At 71.1% G+C, this 19321-nt stretch carries 17 protein-coding genes; 9 read left to right on the top strand and 8 right to left on the bottom strand.

The annotated features are described in order from the left end of the window. Nucleotides 1–33 precede the first annotated feature (33 nt). Both ACWGI2_RS22670 and ACWGI2_RS22665 read right to left on the bottom strand, forming a co-directional pair. Complete coding sequence (locus ACWGI2_RS22670) at nt 34–1356, bottom strand: MFS transporter (RefSeq protein ID WP_453697218.1); 1323 nt, start codon at nt 1354–1356, stop codon at nt 34–36. Nucleotides 1357–1503: 147 nt separating this feature from the next. Next, entirely contained in the window at nt 1504–2427 is a 924-nt protein-coding gene (locus tag ACWGI2_RS22665; RefSeq protein WP_453697217.1) for a LysR family transcriptional regulator, read from the bottom strand. A 102-nt stretch (nt 2428–2529) separates the two neighbouring features. Between ACWGI2_RS22665 and ACWGI2_RS22660 the strand changes: the two genes are divergently transcribed. Then, nucleotides 2530–3360 (top strand): oxidoreductase, encoded by an 831-nt coding sequence (locus tag ACWGI2_RS22660; RefSeq protein ID WP_453697216.1) that lies wholly within the window; start codon nt 2530–2532, stop codon nt 3358–3360. Nucleotides 3361–3401: 41 nt separating this feature from the next. Here ACWGI2_RS22660 and ACWGI2_RS22655 read toward each other — a convergent pair whose 3' ends face one another. Beyond that, nucleotides 3402–4625 (bottom strand): methyltransferase, encoded by a 1224-nt coding sequence (locus tag ACWGI2_RS22655; protein ID WP_453697214.1) that lies wholly within the window; start codon nt 4623–4625, stop codon nt 3402–3404. A gap of 173 nt (nt 4626–4798) precedes the next feature. Here ACWGI2_RS22655 and ACWGI2_RS22650 point away from each other — a divergent pair, with 173 nt between their 5' ends. From ACWGI2_RS22650 to ACWGI2_RS22640, 3 genes are read left to right on the top strand one after another with little or no spacing between them, the layout of a single operon-like run. After that, nucleotides 4799–6268 carry an aldehyde dehydrogenase family protein gene (locus ACWGI2_RS22650; RefSeq protein ID WP_453697212.1) on the top strand — a complete coding sequence of 490 codons (1470 nt, stop codon included), beginning with the start codon at nt 4799–4801 and terminating at the stop codon, nt 6266–6268. Then, complete coding sequence (locus ACWGI2_RS22645) at nt 6265–7857, top strand: APC family permease (protein WP_453697210.1); 1593 nt, start codon at nt 6265–6267, stop codon at nt 7855–7857. Before ACWGI2_RS22650 ends, ACWGI2_RS22645 begins: the two co-directional genes overlap by 4 nt. A gap of 22 nt (nt 7858–7879) precedes the next feature. Beyond that, nucleotides 7880–9442, top strand: a complete 1563-nt coding sequence (locus ACWGI2_RS22640) for a GMC family oxidoreductase (RefSeq protein WP_453697208.1) — start codon at nt 7880–7882, stop codon at nt 9440–9442. 18 nt (nt 9443–9460) lie between these two features. Here ACWGI2_RS22640 and ACWGI2_RS22635 read toward each other — a convergent pair whose 3' ends face one another. Together ACWGI2_RS22635 and lnt are read right to left on the bottom strand one after the other, a co-directional pair. Then, nucleotides 9461–9934: an NUDIX hydrolase gene (locus ACWGI2_RS22635; RefSeq protein ID WP_453399685.1), complete on the bottom strand. Its 474-nt coding sequence runs from the start codon at nt 9932–9934 to the stop codon at nt 9461–9463. 10 nt (nt 9935–9944) lie between these two features. Next, nucleotides 9945–11561, bottom strand: a complete 1617-nt coding sequence (lnt, locus tag ACWGI2_RS22630; RefSeq protein WP_453697207.1) for an apolipoprotein N-acyltransferase — start codon at nt 11559–11561, stop codon at nt 9945–9947. A 242-nt stretch (nt 11562–11803) separates the two neighbouring features. On the opposite strand from lnt, the gene ACWGI2_RS22625 reads away from it, so the two are divergent. Then, nucleotides 11804–12886, top strand: coding sequence for an O-antigen ligase family protein (locus tag ACWGI2_RS22625; RefSeq protein ID WP_453697206.1), 1083 nt, complete (start codon nt 11804–11806; stop codon nt 12884–12886). Here ACWGI2_RS22625 and ACWGI2_RS22620 read toward each other — a convergent pair. Further along, nucleotides 12843–13397, bottom strand: a complete 555-nt coding sequence (locus ACWGI2_RS22620) for a hypothetical protein (RefSeq protein WP_453399688.1) — start codon at nt 13395–13397, stop codon at nt 12843–12845. The two genes, ACWGI2_RS22625 and ACWGI2_RS22620, sit on opposite strands and share 44 nt — an antisense overlap. A 139-nt stretch (nt 13398–13536) precedes the next feature. After that, nucleotides 13537–14322 carry a glutamate racemase gene (locus ACWGI2_RS22615; protein ID WP_453697205.1) on the bottom strand — a complete coding sequence of 262 codons (786 nt, stop codon included), beginning with the start codon at nt 14320–14322 and terminating at the stop codon, nt 13537–13539. Nucleotides 14323–14380: 58 nt separating this feature from the next. Here ACWGI2_RS22615 and ACWGI2_RS22610 point away from each other — a divergent pair, with 58 nt between their 5' ends. Beyond that, nucleotides 14381–15556, top strand: a complete 1176-nt coding sequence (locus tag ACWGI2_RS22610) for a glycosyltransferase (protein WP_453697204.1) — start codon at nt 14381–14383, stop codon at nt 15554–15556. On the opposite strand, the gene ACWGI2_RS22605 is transcribed toward ACWGI2_RS22610, so the two are convergent. After that, a complete protein-coding gene (locus tag ACWGI2_RS22605) occupies nt 15557–16858 on the bottom strand; it encodes a TerD family protein (RefSeq protein ID WP_453697203.1) in 1302 nt (433 codons plus the stop codon). A gap of 319 nt (nt 16859–17177) precedes the next feature. Between ACWGI2_RS22605 and ACWGI2_RS22600 the strand changes: the two genes are divergently transcribed. The 3 genes from ACWGI2_RS22600 (at nt 17178) to ACWGI2_RS22590 (ending at nt 19231) form a co-directional block, all read left to right on the top strand. After that, the gene (locus ACWGI2_RS22600) at nt 17178–17606 is read left to right on the top strand and encodes a DUF6643 family protein (RefSeq protein ID WP_160503355.1); all 429 of its coding nucleotides are present in this window, start codon (nt 17178–17180) and stop codon (nt 17604–17606) included. A gap of 46 nt (nt 17607–17652) precedes the next feature. Beyond that, complete coding sequence (locus ACWGI2_RS22595; protein ID WP_453399692.1) at nt 17653–18477, top strand: MOSC domain-containing protein; 825 nt, start codon at nt 17653–17655, stop codon at nt 18475–18477. A gap of 148 nt (nt 18478–18625) precedes the next feature. After that, nucleotides 18626–19231: an Rv1733c family protein gene (locus ACWGI2_RS22590; protein WP_453399693.1), complete on the top strand. Its 606-nt coding sequence runs from the start codon at nt 18626–18628 to the stop codon at nt 19229–19231. The last annotated feature ends 90 nt before the right edge of the window (nt 19232–19321 follow it).

The raw sequence follows: 19321 nt of genomic DNA, 5'->3' as shown, positions 1-19321 counted from the left end.
GGCTCCCTCGGTAGGTAGATGGGGCTGATCTGTTTACGGGGTGGACTTCTCCGCTGCTGACTGCGTCTCGGGGATCGGAACGGACGGAGGCGCGGGAGGTGTGCTCAGCACGCGCCGCAGCAGGGGGACGGCGAGCAGGCCGAGCACGGCGACCGCGAGGAGGAACAGCAGGCCGGTCAGCGCGCTGCCCGTCGAGTCGACGACCGCCGCGATGCCGAGCGGGCCGAAGCCGCCGCCGAGGTTGCCGACCGCGTTGACCGCGGCGATTCCGGCGGCCGCGGCGGCGCCCGTCAGGAAGCGCGGGATCAGCGCCCAGAACGCGGGCTGCGCCGCATATCCGCCCACGGCGGCCGCGCACAGGCCGAGCATCTGCACGACGGGTGAGCCGAAGAGCGCGGTGACGGTGAACCCGGCGACGGTCAGGGCGAGCATCGCCGCGGTCCACAGATACGGGGTGTCGCGGCGCGCCACCAGGCGGGGTACGACGACGAGTCCGGCGGCGACACAGACGTACGGGATGGCGGAGACGAAGCCGACCTCGGTGCTCGTCAGGTCGCCGAAGCCGTCGATGATCGTGGGCAGCCAGAAGGACAGGCCGTAGGTGGAGAGGGGGAAGGCGAGGAAGAAGACGGCCGCGGTCAGGACGCGTCGGTCGCGCAGGACCGCGAGCGCGTGCCCCGGCTGTTCGCCCGCCTCCGCACGGTCGGCGGCGAGGGCATCGGTGAGCCACCGGCGCTCATCGGCGGCGAGCCAGCGCGCCTGCTCCGGTCCCGCGGGCAGCCGGGCGAGCACGACCGGGGCGATGAGCACGGCCGGGATGCCGGTGGCCAGGAAGACCCACTGCCAGCCGGTCAGGCCCCAGGTCCCGTCGAGGTCCATCAGGGCGCCCATCAGCGGGTTGCCGACGATGAACGAAACGGGCGCGGCGAGCATGAACGCGCCGATGGCGCGGCCCCGGTGGCTGCCGGGGAACCAGCGGGAGAGGTAGTAGAGCACTCCGGGGAAGAATCCGGCCTCGGCGGCGCCGAGCGCGAACCGGGCCAGGTAGAACTGCCAGGTGCTCTGCACGAGGATTGTGGCGATGGTGACAAGGCCCCAGGTCAGCAGGATCCGCGCGATCCAGCGGTGCGCGCCGACGCGGTGCAGCATGAGGTTGCTCGGCACCTCGAAGAGGGCGTACGCAGTGAAGAAGAAGACCTGGCCGAGGGTGAACGCCGTGGCACTGACGCCCAGTTCGGCCTGGAGCTCCAGTTTCGCGAACCCGACGTTCGAGCGGTCGATGTAGGCGATCACATACAGCAGGCCGAGGAACGGCAGCAGCCGCCACGCGGTCTTCTTGAGCACTGTGCGCTCCATGGTGCGAGCGTCCCCTCACGTCGGCGTTCGTGATTTCGAACGCCATCTGATACTCCGAACGCCGAAACGGTAAGGGGGTGTTGGGGCAAGGTCAACGGTTGCGACGAGATAGGCCTCCGGGCTCCCGCCGAGCCCCTCCGCGAGCTCTCAGTCCGCACTCCCCAGCGCATCCCCGCACGCCTTGATGTACGCGCTCACCAGCGGGCGGCGGTCCTCGCCCGCGCGCCAGGCCAGGGCGAACCGGCTGGGCGTGATGCCTCGGACCGGGCGCGTGACGACACCGCCAAGCGTGATCAGGGGCGCGTTGCCCGCGGCGACCAGGCAGACGCCTCGGCCGTCCACCAGCGCCTCGTACGTCTCGTCGGTACTGGCGATCTCCGCGCCGATGCGGGGCGGGCTGCCCGCGCGGGCGTCCAGCGCGAGCCAGTAGTCCCGCAGCGCGCCCGCGCTTCCGGGCAGCGCGAGGAACGGTTCGTCGATGAGGTCGGCGAAGTCGACCTCATCCCGCCCCGCGAGGCGGTGCGTCATGGGAAGCGCGACATGACGCGGCTCCTCGGCGACCACCACCCAGCCGTAGCGGTCCTGGTCGGGCAGCGGCAGCCAGATGAAGGCCACGTCCGCGGTGCCGTCCGCGAGTCCCGCGCTCGCGTCCTCCCAACTCACCTGCCGCAGCCGGATCGTGGCCTCTGGTTGAGCTTCGGCGAAGCGGGACCGCACCGCCGGGAGGATTCCGCCGCGGGCCGGTCGCGTGCTCATGCCCACGGAGAGCGTCGCACGCTCCTCGGTCTTCGCGCGCTCCACCGCGTCGACCGCCGACTGCCAGCGTTCAAGCACCTGTTGTGCGTGCGACAGGAGCGCGGTGCCCACGGAGGTGAGCCGCACGCCGCGGTGGTCCCGCACGAACAGCTCGGCGCCCAGCTGCCGTTCCAGCGCCCGTATCTGCTTGCTCAGCGCGGGCTGCGAGACGAAGAGCCGCTCGGCGGCCCGCGTGAAGTGCAACTCCCGCGCCACCGCGACGAAGTAGCGCAGATCCCTGCTGTGCACGTCCCTGCCGTGAAGGTCCATAACCATCAGCTATCACGTCAGGTCTTGGACGGGCCACCAGATTCCGCCGCAGGATGATCCACACAGCCGGGGACGCACGAACCGGCCGCTACCACAAGGGAGTTCGTGATGACGAAGGTATGGCTCGTGACGGGTGCGAACAGCGGCTTCGGCCGGGCGATCACCGAGGCGGCCGTCGCCGCCGGGGGCGTGGTCGTGGCCACCGCACGTAACACGTCGTCCCTGGACGACCTGGTCGCGGCCCACCCCGACCAGGTCGAGGCCCTCACCCTGGACGTGACGGACACGGCCGGCATCGCGGCCGCCGTGCGCGACGTCACCGACCGGCACGGCCGCATCGACGTCCTGGTGAACAACGCGGGCCGCAGCCACGTCGGCGCCCTGGAGGAGGACTCGGATGCCGAGCTGCGCGCCCTGTTCGACGTGCACGTCTTCGGCCCGGCCGCGCTGACCCGCGCCGTCCTTCCGCACATGCGGGCGCGGCGCTCGGGAGCGATCGTGCAGATGAGCAGCATGGGCGGGCAGATGTCCTTCGCGGGGTTCTCGGCGTACAGCGGCACGAAGTTCGCCCTTGAGGGGATGTCGGAGGCGCTGGCCGCCGAGGTGGGGCCGCTCGGCATCAAGGTCCTGGTCGTGGAGCCCGGCGCGTTCCGGACGAGCCTGTTCGGCAACACCAGCGCGAGCCCCGTCGAGATCCCGGACTACGCGCCGACGGCGGGCGCCACCCGCGCGATGGTCGCGGGCGGCGACGGTGAGCAGCCGGGCGACCCGGCGAAGGCCGCCGCCGCGATCATCACCGCGCTGGACGCCGAGGAGACTCCGCTGCGGCTGCCGCTGGGTGATGACGCCGTGGACGCGGTCGTCGGTCACCTCGACTCGGTCCGCGCGGAGATCGCCACCTGGGAGAAGATCACCCGGGCCACCGCCTTCGACGCCTGAGGCGCTGCGACTCCTGAGGCGCCGCAGTACCTGACGCAACGTCAGCGGTCGCGCTTGACCGCCCGCAGGACCACGAACTTCGGGTCGGACGCGACGACTTGGGAGTTGCCGAAGAGCCTGCGCAGCTTCACGTGGTACCCGAGGTGGCGGTTACCGACGACCCACAGCTCGCCGCCCGGACGCAGGGCCGCGCGTGCTCCGGCGAACATCCGCCAGGCGGTCGCGCCGGTGGTCGCCTGGTGGCTGTGGAAGGGCGGGTTGTTCAGTACGAGGTCCACCGATCCCGCGGGTACGGCGGACAGCGCGTCACCCGCGATGAACTCCGCCCGGGTGGACGGGGCGGCGTTCGCCCGGAAGGTGGCCTCCGCCGAGGCGACGGCGGGGTACGACTCGTCGATGAAGGTGACCGTGGCCTCGGGGTCGGCGACGGCGGCGGCCGTGCCGAGCACGCCGTTGCCGCAGCCCAGGTCCACAATGTGCGGGGCGCCCCCCGGAGCACCCCCCTCGGCGCCCCCCGAAGCGCCCCTGCCGGTCGGCAGATGGCGCAGGAAGAAGCGGGTGCCGATGTCGAGACGTTCGGCGCAGAACACCCCGGCGTGGTTGACGGCCGTCAGCCCGGAACCCGCTCCGGAGTCGGCGTCGAGGACGTAGCTGCGGGGCCAGGGGCTGGGCCCCGCGTCGCGTTCCGGGTCCGGCGTGCTGAAGATGAGCCGTGCCTTCTGCCGGGCGAGCGACGTCCGCGTAGGGCCGATGATCCGCTCGAAGAGGTCGAGCGTCGAGGTGTGGATCTCGGTGACCATTCCGGTGCCGACGACGACCGTGCCCGCGTGCAGCGCGGGCGCGAGCCGGTGCAGCTGGTCCTCCAGGAGCGCGAGGCTCTTCGGCACGCGCACCAGGAGTACGTCGATCCGGCTCGGCGGCGCGTCATCCGTCGTCGAGAGCCGCACCGCGTCAGGCGCGAACCCGGCGCGTGCCACGTTGGCCCGCGTCGCCTCCCGCGCGAGGAACGAGTCGGTGATCAGCGTCGGCCGGTGCTCGGCGAGCGCGGTGGTCAGCGCACCCCAGCGGTCACCGACGACGACCACGGTGCCGGAGAGGTCGACGGGCTTCGCCGCCTCACCCGTCTCACCCGCAGGCCCCGCCTCGCCCGCGAGATGCCGCAGAAGGTAGGCGTCGGCGGCGGACCAGGCACGCAGCGGGTCGCGAGGGTCCTCGGGAAATCGTGTGAGGTCGTAAGCGCCCCATGACGTGATCAGCCGGTTCATCGTGCCTTCAGGCTAACCGAGTGACGCGCACACGATCTTCGGGGACGCCTGATCCAGCGGGGACGGAGCGAGACCACTGCGCCGAATAGCGGCTCATGTAGTGCGGACGCGGCCCTTTCTCCTTACCGTCCTTTCGTGGAGCACCCGCGCATCCCACCCCCCGAGGAGCCGTCATGCCGGAGCTGTTCATCGGCGGAACATGGACCACTGCCGTGGACGGGCAGGTACGTGAGATCCGCTGCCCGGCGGACAACACCCTGGTCGCGACCGTCGACGAAGCCGGACCGAAGGACGCCGCCGCGGCGATCGCCGCCGCCCGTGAGGCCTTCGACAGCGGCCCTTGGCCCGGCACCCCGGCGGCCGAACGCGGCCGCCTGCTGCTGCGCGTGGCCGACCTGCTCGAACGCGACAAGGACGCGCTCGCCCGCGCCGAATCCCTGGACACCGGGAAGCGGCTCGTGGAGAGCGAGTACGACATGGACGACATCGCGAACTGCTTCCGCTACTTCGGCAACCTGACGGCGGCGGGCGGCACCGACCGGATCGTCGACGCCGGAAGCGCGGAAGTGGACAGCCGGGTGGTGCACGAGCCGGTCGGGGTATGTGCGCTGATCACGCCGTGGAACTATCCGCTGCTGCAGACCGCCTGGAAGGTCGCCCCGGCGCTCGGCGCGGGCAACACCTTCGTCCTCAAGCCCAGCGAGCTGACCCCGCACACGTCCATCATCCTGATGCGCCTGCTGACCGAGGCCGGACTGCCCGGCGGGGCCGCCAATCTGATCCTCGGCGCGGGCCCCACCGCGGGCGCGCCGCTCAGCGAGGACCCGCGGGTCGACATGGTGTCGTTCACCGGCGGGCTCGTGACCGGGCGGCGCATCATGGCCGCCGCGGCCCCCACGGTGAAGAAGGTCGCCCTGGAGCTGGGGGGCAAGAACCCGAACATCGTCTTCGCCGACGCCGACTTCGAGGCGGCGGTCGACTACGCCCTGATGGCGATCTTCCTGCACTCGGGCCAGGTCTGTTCGGCCGGGGCCCGGCTCCTCGTCCAGGACGAACTGCACGACACGTTCGTGGACACCGTGGTCGAGCGGGCGCAGCAGATCCGGCTCGGCGGCCCCTTCGATCTCAACGCCCGCACGGGTCCGCTGATCTCCGCCGCGCACCGCGACAAGGTCGAGGCGTACGTGGCGGCCGGCATCGCCGAGGGTGCGGTGCTGCGCTGCGGCGGCGCACGCCCCGACGCCCCGGCGCTGAGGGACGGCTACTACTACCCGCCGACGGTGCTCGACGAGTGCACCCCCGGCATGTCGGTGGTCACCGACGAGTCGTTCGGCCCTGTGCTCACCGTCGAGCGGTTCCGGGACGAGGACGAGGCGGTCGCGCTCGCCAACGACACCGTCTACGGACTCGCGGGAGCCGTCTGGTCGCAGGACACCGGCAAGGCGCACCGCGTGGCGTCCCGGATGCGCGCCGGGACGGTGTGGATCAACGACTTCCATCCCTACGTGCCGCAGGCGGAGTGGGGCGGCATGAAACAGTCCGGCTTCGGCCGCGAACTGGGCCCGGCGGGCCTTGCCGAGTACCAAGAGGCCAAACACATCTGGCGCAACCTCGCGCCGACCCCGCAGAGGTGGTTCGAATGAGTACGGACAACGGCCCAGGACCGGACCCCACCGCTCCGGCGAGGTCCCAGAGCCAGGATGACGACGACGCCCTGGGCGAGCTCGGTTACCGCCCCGAGCTCAAGCGCACCCTCGGCAACTTCCACACCTTCGCCGCGGGGATCAGCTACATCTCGATCCTGACCGGCACCTTCCAGCTGTTCTACTTCGGCGTCAGCTTCGGCGGCCCCGCCTACTGGTGGTCGTGGCCGATGGTCTTCGTCGGCCAGTTGATGGTGGCCCTCTGCTTCTGCGAGCTCGCCGCCCGGTATCCGGTCGCCGGTTCCATCTACAACTGGGCCAAGAAGATGGGCGGTCCGCACGTCGGCTGGCTCGGCGGCTGGATGATGATGACGGCCACCATGGTCACGCTCTCCGCCGTGGCGCTCGCCTACCAGATCACGCTGCCGCAGATCTCAGACTGGTTCCAGTTCGTGGGTGACGGCAGCGGCAAGAACGACGCGGCGGCCAACGCCGTGCTCCTCGGTACGGTCCTCATCCTGTTCTCCACCGCGGTGAACGCCTTCGGGGTAAAGCTCATGGCCCGGATCAACTCGGCGGGTGTGTTCATCGAGCTGATCGCCGCGGTCGCGCTGATCATCTTCCTGGCGGCGCACATCACCCGTGGTCCCAGCAGCGCCCTCACCGAGACGAACGGCCTCGGCAGCGGCCAGACGCTCGGGTACTTCGGCGCCTTCCTGACCGCGTCGCTGGCCTCCGCCTATGTGATGTACGGCTTCGACACGGCTTCTTCGCTCGGCGAGGAGTCGCACAATCCGGGCCGCAACGCGCCCCGCGCCATCCTGCGTGCCCTCATCGCCTCCTTCACCATCGGCGCGTTCATCCTGCTGTTCGCCCTGCTCGCGGTGCCGGACCTGCACGCCGAGGAGCTCTCCACCGGCGGACTGCAGTACGTGGTGCTCGAAACGCTCGGCTCGACCATCGGTGAGATCTTCCTCTGGGCGGTGGTCGTCGCCATCACCGTCTGTGTGCTGGCCGTGCAGGCCGCCGGTATCCGGCTGATGTTCGCCATGGCCCGGGACAACAACCTGCCCGCCGGCACGCATCTCGCCAAGGTCAGCCCCCGCTTCCAGACCCCCGTGGTGCCCGCCGTGCTGATCGGTGTCGTGGGTGTCGTCATCCTGGTGATCAACATCAACCAGCCGCAGATCTTCTCGGTGATCACGAGCATCGCGATCATCATGATCTACGTGGCCTACCTGCTCGTCACCGTGCCCATGCTGCTCAAGCGGCTGCGCGGCGAGTGGACGCCCGCCGAGGGGAAGTTCTCGCTCGGCCGGTGGGGCCTGCCCATCAACATCATCGCCGTGCTCTGGGGCGCTGCCATGTCCCTCAACCTGGCCTGGCCCCGCGCGGAGGTCTACAACGCGACAGGACCTCAGCACTGGTACCTGCGCTGGGGCGCGTTCCTCTTCATCGGCATCGTCGCCCTCGGCGGCTTCGCCTACTACTGGTTCGTGCAGCGGCACAAGACCGGCGTCCTCGCCGAGCACCGCTTCGAAGAGGCCGTCGACCCCACGTCTCCCCCGCCACCGCCGGCCGCACCCTGAACCCCTCTGATCTGGAGTCGTCATGCCCGCTGAGAGTCCCAAGGCCGAGTTCGACTACGTGGTGGTCGGCGGCGGTACGGCAGGCGCCGTCGTCGCCGCGCGGCTGACCGAGGACCCGGACGTCAGCGTCTGCGTCCTTGAGGCCGGGCCTTCGGACGTCGGCGACGACAACATCCTCCAACTGGACCGGTGGATGGCCCTGTTGGAGTCCGGCTACGACTGGGACTACCCGGTGGAGCCGCAGGAGAACGGCAACAGCTTCATGCGGCACGCCCGCGCCAAGGTGCTCGGCGGCTGCTCCTCGCACAACTCCTGCATCGCTTTCTGGGCCCCTGCCGAGGACCTCGACGAGTGGGGCTCGCTGGGCTGCACGGGCTGGAGCGCGGCGGACTGCTACCCGCTCTACCAGCGTCTGGAGACCAACGACGCGCCCGGCGACCACCACGGCCGCTCGGGCCCGGTGAACATCATGAGCGTCCCGCCGAACGACCCGTGCGGTACCGCCCTGTTGGAGGCGTGCGCGGCGGCGGACATCCCCACGACGCCGTTCAACACCGGCAAGACGGTGGTGCGGGGCGCCCACTGGTTCCAGATCAACTCCCGCCCGGACGGCACCCGTTCGTCCGCGTCGGTGTCGTATCTGCACCCGATCCTCGGCAAGCGGCCCAACCTTGAGGTACGCACCGGTCTGCAGGCACGGCAGTTGCTGTTCGACGAGAACAAGCGCTGTACGGGCGTCGAGTACCTGGAGCCCGACACCATTCACAGCGGGAGCGTCACGGCGCGCCGCGAGGTGATCGTGTCCTGCGGGGCCATCGACTCGCCGAAGCTCCTGATGCTGTCGGGGATCGGTCCTGCCGGGCATCTGCGCGAGTGCGGCGTCGAGGTGCGGGTGGACTCCCCCGGGGTCGGCGCGCATCTCCAGGACCACCCCGAGGGCGTGATCATGTGGGAGGCGAAGCAGCCGATGGTCACCTCCTCCACGCAGTGGTGGGAGATCGGCATCTTCGCGGACACCGAACCGGGCCTCGACCGCCCGGACCTGATGTTCCACTACGGCTCGGTGCCCTTCGACATGAACACCTACCGGCGCGGCTATCCGACCACCGACAACGCCTTCTGCCTCACCCCGAACGTCACGCGGGCCCGCTCCATGGGTACGGTCCGGCTGCGCACCCGCGACTTCCGGGACAAGCCGGCGGTCGACCCGCGCTACTTCACGCACGAGCACGACATCCGCGTGATGACGTACGGGCTCCGGCTCGCCCGGGAGATCGCGGCGCAGGCCCCGATGGCCGACTGGGCGGGCGCCGAACTCGCTCCGGGACCGGACGCCACGACCGACGACGAGCTCTTCGCCTACATCCGCCAGACCCACAACACCGTCTACCACCCGGCGGGCACCGTGCGGATGGGCGCGAGGGACGACGCGGACTCGCCGCTCGACCCGGAACTGCGGGTCAAGGGCGTCACCGGGCTCCGTGTCGCCGACGCGTCGGTCATGCCGTTCCTGCCGGCGGTCAACCCGTGCATCACCACCATGATGATCGGCGAGAAGTGCGCCGACATGATCAAGGCGGGCTGATACCGCCGCCGGCGGAGCTCAGGAGCGGTCGAACCAGGCGGGCTGTTCCTCCGCCATCGCCTGCTTGATCCGGAAGACTCCGAACTCGTGCAGGTCGGGCAGCTGGTCCAGCGCGAACCAGCCCACTTCGAGCGACTCGTCGTCGTTGACGCGGGCCTCTCCGCCGACGGCGCGGCAGCGCAGCGTGATGTCCATGAACTGGCAGGTGTCGCCGTTCGGGTAGGTCACCGGCTCCAGGGCTTCGACGAGCACGATGCGCTCGGGCACGCAGTGCACCGCGGTCTCCTCGAAGACCTCGCGTACGGCGCACTCGGCGGGCTGCTCCCCCGGGTCCGGGATGCCGCCGATGACCGACCACTTGCCGTTGTCGGAGCGCCGCCCGAGGAGCACTCTGCCCTCGTCGTCGAAGACGATGGCGGTGACCCCGGGGAGCCACAACAGCTGGTGGCCCGCGTCGGCCCGGATCGTGCGGATGAAGTCAGGAGTTGCCATGCCGTCGACCCTAACGGGACCGGCGGGCGCGCCTGGCCCGTACGGCGCCCGTCATCGCCCAGCCGAGACCGCCCGCGGCGATGAGCACGAGGATGCCCTCGGGCAGGACGCCGAGCCGGGTGGCCGGGGTCTGCGACGAGCGCAGCGGCACATCCTGGACGAGTGAGTCGGCGGTGAACCACTTCGTCTTCTGCGAGACATGACCGTCCGGCATGATGATCGCGCTGACGCCGCTGGTCACCGGGACGGTGACGGTGCGGCTGTGCTCGACGGCGCGGATCCGCGACATGGCCAGCTGCTGGTAGGTCATCTCGCTGCGGTCGAACGTCGCGTTGTTGCTGGGTACGGAGATCAGCTGCGCGCCGTGGGTGACGGTGTCGCGCACGGCCCAGTCGAAGGCGGCTTCGTAGCAGGTGGCGAGGCCCACCTTCGTGCCCGCCATGGTGAAGACGCCGGGCTCGGTGCCGCGGCTGAAGTCCTGGCGCACCATGCCGACGTCGCTGCTGAAGAACCCGACCAGGTCGCGCAGCGGGATGTACTCGCCGAAGGGCTGGATCTGACGCTTGTCGTAGGTGTCCGTGGGGCCCTTCTCCGGGTCCCAGAGGATCTGCTCGTTGAAGAGCTTGCCGTCCTTGGCCTGGACGACTCCGCCCACCGAGATGGGGGCGCCGATCGCCTTGACGGCGCGCTCGATGGCCGCGTGGGCGTCGGGGTTGGTGAACGGGTCGATGTCGGAGGAGTTCTCCGGCCACAGGACGAAGTCGGGCTGCTTGGCCTTGCCCGCCTTCACCCGGTCCGCGAGCCGCTGGGTCTCGCGCACGTGGTGGTCGAGCACGGCGCGGCGCTGGGCGTTGAAGTCCAGGCCCGCCTGCGGGACGTTGCCCTGGATGGCGGCGACGGTCGCGGTGCCGTCCTCGGCGTCGTCGCCGACGAGCGGGCGCGCGGCGAAGGCACCGGCGATCGGGACGAGCACGCTGAGCAGGGCCGCTGCCGCCGCGCCACGGCGTACGACGCGGGTGCCGCGCGCGGCGTACACCTGCCGGACGATCTCGTACAGGCCGAAGCCGCACAGGACCACCGCGAACCCGAGCACGGGAGTGCCGCCGAGCGCGGCGAGCGGCAGGAAGACACCGTCCGCCTGGCCGAAGGCGATCTTCCCCCAGGGGAATCCGCTGAAGGGCACGCGCGCGCGTGCGGCCTCACCGGCGATCCAGAGGGCGGCGGCCCAGAGCGGGTATACGGGCAGCCGGGAGACGGCGGCGATGCCCGCTCCGACGAGGGCGACGAACATCGCTTCGATGGCCGCGAGCGCCAGCCAGGGCCCTGGGCCGACCTCCACGCCGGTCCACACCAGGAGCGGCAGCAGGAAGCCGAGGCCGAAGAGATAGCCGAGTCCGAGGCCCGCCTTCCAGCTGCGGCCGTGCAGACACCACGCGAACACCGCGAAGGCCGGCAGGGCGAGCCACCACAGGGTGCGTGGCGGAAAGCTGACGTAGAGCAGCACTCCGGAGAGTGCCGCCGCGGCGGCCGGGACGAGCGCTCGCAGGAAGCGGGCCTTGCGCGATGCGGGCGCGGGCTGCGCTCCGAGCTGCTCCGACTCGTCTACGGAGGTGGTGGTGGCGGTCACTCGGGGAGTGTACGGCGCGTCACGTGGACAGAGACAGGACGGTCGTGCCCGGCCGCCGCGGCTTCGCCCGCCCCCGGGGGCACACCGGTCGCCGGGGGTTTCGTCCACACGATCGACGGATCGTTCCTGCGCAAGATGTCCACATCTCACGGTCCCAGCGACTACGGTGTGCCCGAGTCCCTGACCTGCGGCCGGATCGAGCCACAGCGTTCGGGGCCCGTCACACGGCGGGGGGCGACGGGGTGGGGACAACGGGGACGGCCACGACGGCCGGGCCATCAGCGGCGTACGAACGGCGCAGCGCGTCCGACGCGACGGGCTGCGCGCTGCTCGGCGTGTGCGCGGCCTGGACCTTGATCACTTCCGGGGTGCACGGCGGCCGGCCCGAGGGCGTGCTCCTCGCGGTGCTCGCCGTGGCCGCGGGGTACGCGGGCGGGCGGATCTGCGGCGCGCTGCTCCCGGTCGCCGCGCCCTGCGCCGGTGCGCTGGCAGGGGTGGGCCTCGCGGCGGCTGCCCCGCAGCTTTCGCCGGGGCCCGTCAGCGCCGCGCCGCTCGGCCACACCGGAGCCACGGCCGCGCTCCTGATCCTGGCTTCGGGGGCTGCCTGTTCCGCGGCGTGGGCGGCTCGGAGTCCTTCGGCGCGGCTCGCGATGCGGCTGCTCGCCGTGGGGATCGTGGTGGCCGCTGCGGTGCTCGGCTCGGTGGCCGGTCTCGTCGCGTGCGCCGGGATCCTGCTGTGTTCGCTGGCCACCGCGCTGATGCGGCGCAGGGTGCTCGGCCTCGCGGGCCTCGCCCTGGCGACGGCGGTGGTGACCGGACTGACGTGGGCGATCGCCGACGACGTACTGCCGGAGGGGCTGAGCGCGTCCCTGGAGGGCCAGCTCGACGGCAACCGGGTCCAGCTGTGGCAGGACGCGCTCGCGCTCACGGGCCGGGAACCGGCGCTCGGGGTGGGCCCCGGCCGGTTCGCGGACGCCAGCCCCACGGTGGCCGAGCAGCTCCTCACGGACGGCAAGCCCCATTCGGCGCCGTTGCAGCAGGCGGCCGAGCAGGGTCTGGTGGGCGTGGTCCTTCTCGCGGCGGTGTTCTGCTGGCTTCTGTACGCCCTGTACCGCTCGCCGCGCTCCACCCAGGTCGTCCTGTCGGCGGGCGCGGCCCTGACGGCGCTGGCCGCCGTGGCCTCGGTGGGCAACGCGCTGAGCCTCACGGCGGTGACGACGGGTGCGGGATACCTCGCGGGCATCGCCACGGCGCGACCGCTGGGCGACGAACCGGCGCAGGTCAGGCCGCCGAGCTCCGTACCGTGGACAGCCGGTGGCGGATGAACCGTACGGCCGCTTCGGCGTCGTCGACGGTGACCGTGAACTTGCGGCCGTCGCCGAGGCTGAGGACCAGGCCCTCACCTCGCCTGACCACGACGGCGGTGCCGATGTCGGGCCGCGAGCGGTAGCCCCAGCCGCCCCACTGTCTGGGACAGACGACCTGCGCGAATTCGGCGCCCACGACGTGGGAGAGGAGGATGCGGCGGCGCGGCACGCCCATGTGCCCGCAGCGCACTTCCAGGCAGTCCTTGTCGACCTTCACCTCGACATGGACGAAGGCGAGGGTGCCGAACAGGATCAGCAGCCCGGCGGCGATGCACCCCACGACGGACATGGCGAGGGCGGTGATCCCGGACGTCCACATGTTGTCGACGGCCAGCTCGATCCCCAGTGCCAGGCAGAGGGCGCCGGCCAGCGCCAGCAGCCACTGCACGCGGTTGGTCGCGCTTCCGGTCCAGACTTCCGGCGGGGCGTCGGCTGTGCTGCCCCGCTCGCCGTGGGTGTGGTCCCTCATGCGACCGAGAGTACCGACGTTCCGGAGGGAAGGCACGGCATCGCGGAGCGTTACCGCTCCGGCTGTACGGGCGGGACCGCTCTGTACGCGGGCGGGGCAGTGGCCCGGAGCGCGGACCCGCCACACGTCCGTACGGGACTCAGCGGGCGGGAGTGACCGCCGCGAGCAGCCTGCCTTCGGCGTACGTGTGGGCGGCGACGGGCAGCTCGGCGGGGCGACCGCTCAGGATCACCGTCAGGCCGCCTTCCGCGCCGGAGCCGGGGCCCGGCAGCTCGCCGGCCCTGCGCAGGGCCTGGGCGGCGACCGCTCCGGCGGAGCCGTGCAGGACGAGGGGCGGCAGGTCCGGCTGCTGGAGGGCCGCGCGGATGCGCTCACCGACCAGCTCGTAATGGGTGCAGCCCAGGACGACTGCCCTTACATCACGCGGAGTGAGGGCCGCTGCCGCGGCGACCGCCTTGTCGATGGCCGCCTCGTCGGCAGACTGCACGGCGTCCGCGAGGCCGGGGCAGGGCACCTCGGTGACGTCGACGCCGCCGGCGAACTCCTCGATGAGGCCGCGCTGGTAGGGGCTTCCGGTGGTGGCGGGGGTGGCCCAGATGGCGATGGGGCCGCCGCCCGCCGCGGCCGGCTTGATCGCCGGTACGGTCCCGATGACGGGCAGGTCGGGTTCGAAGCGGGCGCGCAGGGCGGGCAGGGCGCTCACGGACGAGGTGTTGCAGGCGACGATCAGCGCTTGGGGGTTGTGGGCGGCGGCCGCCTCGGCGACGGCCAGTGAGCGCTCGATGATGTCCTCTGCGGAGCGTGGTCCCCAAGGCAGCCCGTCGGGGTCCGAGGAGAGGACGAGATCGGCGTCCGGCCGCAGGCGGCGTACCGCCATCGCGGCGGGGAGCAGGCCGATACCGGAGTCCATGAGCGCGATCTTCACCCGGTCACCATAGTCGATGGGCCTACGGCGCCCGGCGGCGTGGGGCAGACTGCGGCGGATGAGCGCCGTTGTGTGGACCGCCGCCGCATCGCTTGCCGCCTGGCTGTGGCTGTTGTTGGGACAGGGCTTCTTCTGGCGCACGGACCTGCGTCTGCCGCCGCGCCGCGACCCGGACGCCTGGCCCTCGGTCTGCGTCGTCGTCCCGGCCCGTGACGAGGCCGCCGTGCTGCCCGAGAGCCTGCCCTCGCTGCTCGCCCAGGACTATCCGGGGCAGGCCGAGATCTTCCTTGTCGACGACGGGAGTTCGGACGGCACCGGAACGCTGGCCCGGTCCCTCGCCGACCGGCACGGCGGCCTCCCGCTGACCGTCGGCTCGCCAGGAGAACCCCCGCCCGGCTGGACCGGAAAACTGTGGGCCGTACGGCACGGCATCGGCCTGGCACGCGCGCGTGCGCCCCGGTATCTGCTGCTCACCGACGCGGACATCGCCCATGAGCCGGACAGTCTGCGGGAGTTGGTCGCCGCGGCGGAGACGGCCGGTTTTGAGCTTGTCTCGCAGATGGCGCGGCTGCGCGTCGCGAGCATGTGGGAGCGGCTCGTCGTCCCGGCGTTCGTGTACTTCTTCGCGCAGCTGTATCCGTTCCGCTGGATCGCCAAGAAGGGCTCGCGCACGGCAGCGGCGGCCGGCGGATGCGTCCTGGTGAGCACGTCGGCCGCCGAGCGCGCGGGAATCCCGGACTCCATCCGGCACGCCGTGATCGACGACGTGACGCTGGCCAGGGCGGTCAAGCGCTCGGGCGGCCGCATCTGGCTGGGGCTCGCGGAGCGCGTCGACAGCGTGCGCCCCTATCCCGGGCTCGGCGACCTCTGGCGGATGGTCTCGCGCAGCGCCTACGCCCAACTGCGCCACAACCCCGTGATCCTGTTCGGTACGGTCCTGGGGCTCGCCCTGATCTATCTGGTGCCGCCGGTCGCGCTGTTCGGCGGCCTGGCCACCGGCAGCGCGGCACCCGCCGTGCTCGGCGGGGCCGCGTGGCTCGTGATGACGGCGACGTACATCCCGATGCTGCGCTACTACCGGCAGACTCTGTGGCTCGCTCCCCTGCTGCCGTTCACCGCTTTCCTCTATCTCCTGATGACGGTGGATTCGGCGGTGCAGCACTACAGGGGGCGTGGAGCGGCCTGGAAGGGGCGGACGTACAACCGCCCCGATCCAGCTCCCGATCAGCGCTGATCACTTCCTGCCGGGCGTCCAGTTCATGCCCCAGCCGTACGCGTAGTCGATGGTGCGCTGCGGGCTCACGCCGCGTTCGGGCACCAGGTAGCGGGCCTCGCGCTGGACGAAGAGGTCGCCGTTGTTGTTCGTGATCAGGGCGAGCGCGCACACCGTGGAGGGCACCGTGCACTCGTCCAGCGAGAAGTCGATGGAGGCGCCGTGCTGCGGCTGCAGGGTGACCGTGGCGTTCAGGTCGGCGAAGCTGCGCGCTCCTTCGTAGATCGTCACGAAGATGACGATGCGCTTGAAGTCGTTGATGTGGTTGAGGTTGACCGTGAGGTTCTCGCCGCTGGACACGGCTCCGGTGCGGTCGTCGCCGTCGAGCAGCAGGTAGGGGGGCTGGTCGAGGGCTCCGAAGGCGTTGCCGAGCGCCTGGACGACGCCCTTGCGGCCGTCGGCCAGTTCGTACAGGGCGCACAGGTCCAGGTCGAGATCCGCGTGCATCGCCACGGCCCGGCCGAGCTTGCTGGCCCAGCCCTTGAACTGCTTGCGCACCTCCCAGTTGAGGTTCACGCGCATCGCGCCGGATGTGCCGCCCTGCTTCTTCAGCGAGACGGACGGCGCGTCCTTGGTGAGCGTGACCTTGGAGAGGCGCACGGGCTGGCCCGCGGGGGCGGCGGGCGTCTGGGCGGGCGGCGGCGGGGCTTGAACAGGGGCCGCGGGAGCCACCGGAGGCGCGGGAGGCTGCACCGCGGCCGGAGCGGGGGCGGGCGCCTGCTCCGGTTCGTCCACCGAGATCCCGTAGTCGGTGGCCAGGCCCTGGAGCCCGCTGCCGTAACCCTGCCCGACGGCACGGAACTTCCACGCTCCCTGGCGGCGGTAGAGCTCACCGAGGACGAACGCCGTCTCCACGGTGGCGTCCTCGCTGTCGTAGCGCGCGATCTCGGCGCCGTTCGCCGCGTCGACGACCCGGATGAAGAGGCCCGGGACCTGCCCGAAGGTGCCGCCGTCCGTCGAGGCGGCGAGCACCACGGTCTCGACGGCGGGCTCCACGCGCGCGAGGTCCACCACGAGCGCGTCGGTCACCCGGCCGCCGTCGGCCTTCTTCCCCTCGTGCCGCACCGCGCCCGAGGAGTGGACCGCCTGGTTGTAGAAGACGAAGTCGTCGTCCGAGCGGACCTTTCCGGAAGTGGCGAGGAGCAGGGCCGACGCGTCGGCGTCCGGCACCCCGGCTCCTGAAGACCACCCCAATTCGACCCGCACGGCAGGTGCCGGCACGGGAACATTCGAGCCTTTAGACATTGTCATGTCCGCCCCCATCACAAGTTCGCATCACAAGTTCGCATCGCAAGTCGCCACGTCCGGCCGGACCGCCGTCCCGTTCATGCCCAACCTATTACCCGGACCCCCGGGAGGCCCATGTCCACCGCCGACACCCCGCCGCGCGGACGTTCCGTCAACCCTGCGTCAACCGCCGGTAACCCGTACGGAGCTTGGCTTTTACACGATCCCTACGCCGCCGCGCGACCGATTTTTCCTAAGTTCGCTCGCATTGGGGATGCCAGGTCACTACCGACACGTAAAACAACCCTCTTATCGGTCTCCCCAACCAGCACATCAAGGGCTTAACTTATGTGTCATGACCTCCCCCCGCTCCACCTATGGCGGCGGTTACTACTCCGCGCCGTCCTTCCCGGACACTCCGATCTACGACTCCCTTGTCGCCGAGCGGGGTACTCCTCAGATCGCCCCGATCCGGGTCCCCTCCGCGTACGACACGGGCAGCCACAGTCACCTGCCCGCGCTGCAGTCAGCCCTGCCCGCACTGCCGGCTGCACCGTCCCACCACAACCCCGCGTACGGCTACGCGCAACAGCCCGCGCCGCTGCAGCAGGCGCCCGCGCCGTACATCCCGCAGCAGCCGTCGGCGCCGCGCGGATACCCGGGCCCCCAGCAACAACAGCGTCCCCCGGCCGGAACGGGCTACGAGGCCATGCGCCCCGCGGCACCCCGCCCCGCCCCGGCGACGTACGAGGATCCGTACAACCGCCCCTACCGCGGCTACTGATTCGCCCGCATGCGTCCCTGTCAGTGGCTGCTGGCAGGATGGCGTCATGCCGAATCCAGCGCTGCACTCGATCCACTTCTACCCGCTCAAGGCGGTCGGGGGACACGCTCCGCGTGAGGCCGTCGTCGAGCCCTGGGGGCTCGCGGGTGACCGACGGTGGGTCCTTGTGGACAGCGCGGGACGGATCATCACGCAACGGCCGCATCCAAGGCTGGCGTTGGCCGCCGCCGAGCTTCTGCCCGGCGGCGGCATACGCATGTCCGCGCCCGGCCAGGAGCCGCTGACGGTCGCCGTGCCGCCCTCCGGCGAGACCGTCACGGTGGAGATCTGGAAGGACAAGGTCGACGCGGTACCGGCCGACGCGGCCGCCCACGCCTGGTTCAGCGCCTATCTGGACACGGACGTCCGGCTCGTCCACCTCGACGACCCCGCCACCCGGCGCCCCATCGATCCCGCGTACGCGAAAGACGGCGAGACCGTCTCCTTCGCCGACGGATATCCGCTGCTCCTGACGACGCTCTCCTCACTCGACGCCCTGAACTCGCTCATCGCGCAGGGCGATCACTCCGACGAGGGCCCGCTCCCCATGAACCGTTTCCGGCCGAATGTGGTCGTGGACGGGACGGCGCCCTGGGCCGAGGACGACTGGTCGCGCGTCGCGATCGGCGATGTCACCTTCCGGGTGGCCAAGAAGTGCGGTCGCTGTGTCGTGACCACCACCGACCAGCGGAGCGCGGAGCGCGGCAAGGAGCCGCTGCGGACGCTCGCCAAGCACCGCCGCTTCGGGGACCAGCTGGTCTTCGGCCAGAATCTGGTGCCGGAAACGACCGGATCGGTCCGGATCGGCGACCCGTTCACCGTCCTCGATTGAACATCCCCCGCCCGGGAACTCGAAGGCCCGGCACGGTCGTTGAGCGGGGATGAGAAGGGTGATCTGCCTCTCTCTTCTCCCCGTCGACGCGTGATCCGTGCCGTACGCGGTTATGACGGACGCGGAAGGCGGAAGGGGGTGCAGGACTGTGCGAGCGCTCGTCGGACTCTGGCGGTGGCGGCACAATCCGCTGCGCCGGAAGACCGACCTCGTCGAAGCCTGGGTGGCCTGTGCGGCCGTGCTGCTCATCGCCGTCGCCGCGCCGCTGGCCGGCCTCGCGATCGGTGGTGCCTCGCGGGACGCCCTGCTGCAGTCGGTGCGGGAACAGCGCGAGGTGCGTCACGAAGTCACCGGCACGGTGGTCAGGAAGGTGTCGAGACCACCGGTCGACCCCGATCCCGAGACGTCGTCCGCGCGCGACAGGCACAGCCGTGTGCTCGCCGAGTGGATCGCTCCGGACGGCACGGCGCACTCCGGCACGGTGGTCGCCGCCCTTAAGTCCCCCGACCCGGGCGACCGCTTCCGGCTCTGGACGGACGAGCGCGGCCAGGTGGTCGGCCGTCCGCTGGACGGCGCGACGGCGAGCACGCACGCGGCACTGGCCGGGATAGGCGCCGCCGTGGCGGTCGCCGGACTCGTCGAGGGGGCCAGGCGAATCGTCGTCTGGCGGATCGTCCTTCGGCGCTACGACCGCTGGGACCAGGCCTGGGAGAAGGCGGGACCGGACTGGGGACGCACCGGCACCGGCTCCTGAGATGCCGATGCCTGCTCTGGAGGCCGGTGAGAGACCGGCGATGACCAGGTGAGAGCCTGGCGATCGGGTCAACTCGCCCTCGCCGCGCGC

It is taken from the genome of Streptomyces sp. NPDC054866, from assembly GCF_053610745.1.
This window is presented reverse-complemented; position numbering and strand designations above follow the sequence as displayed.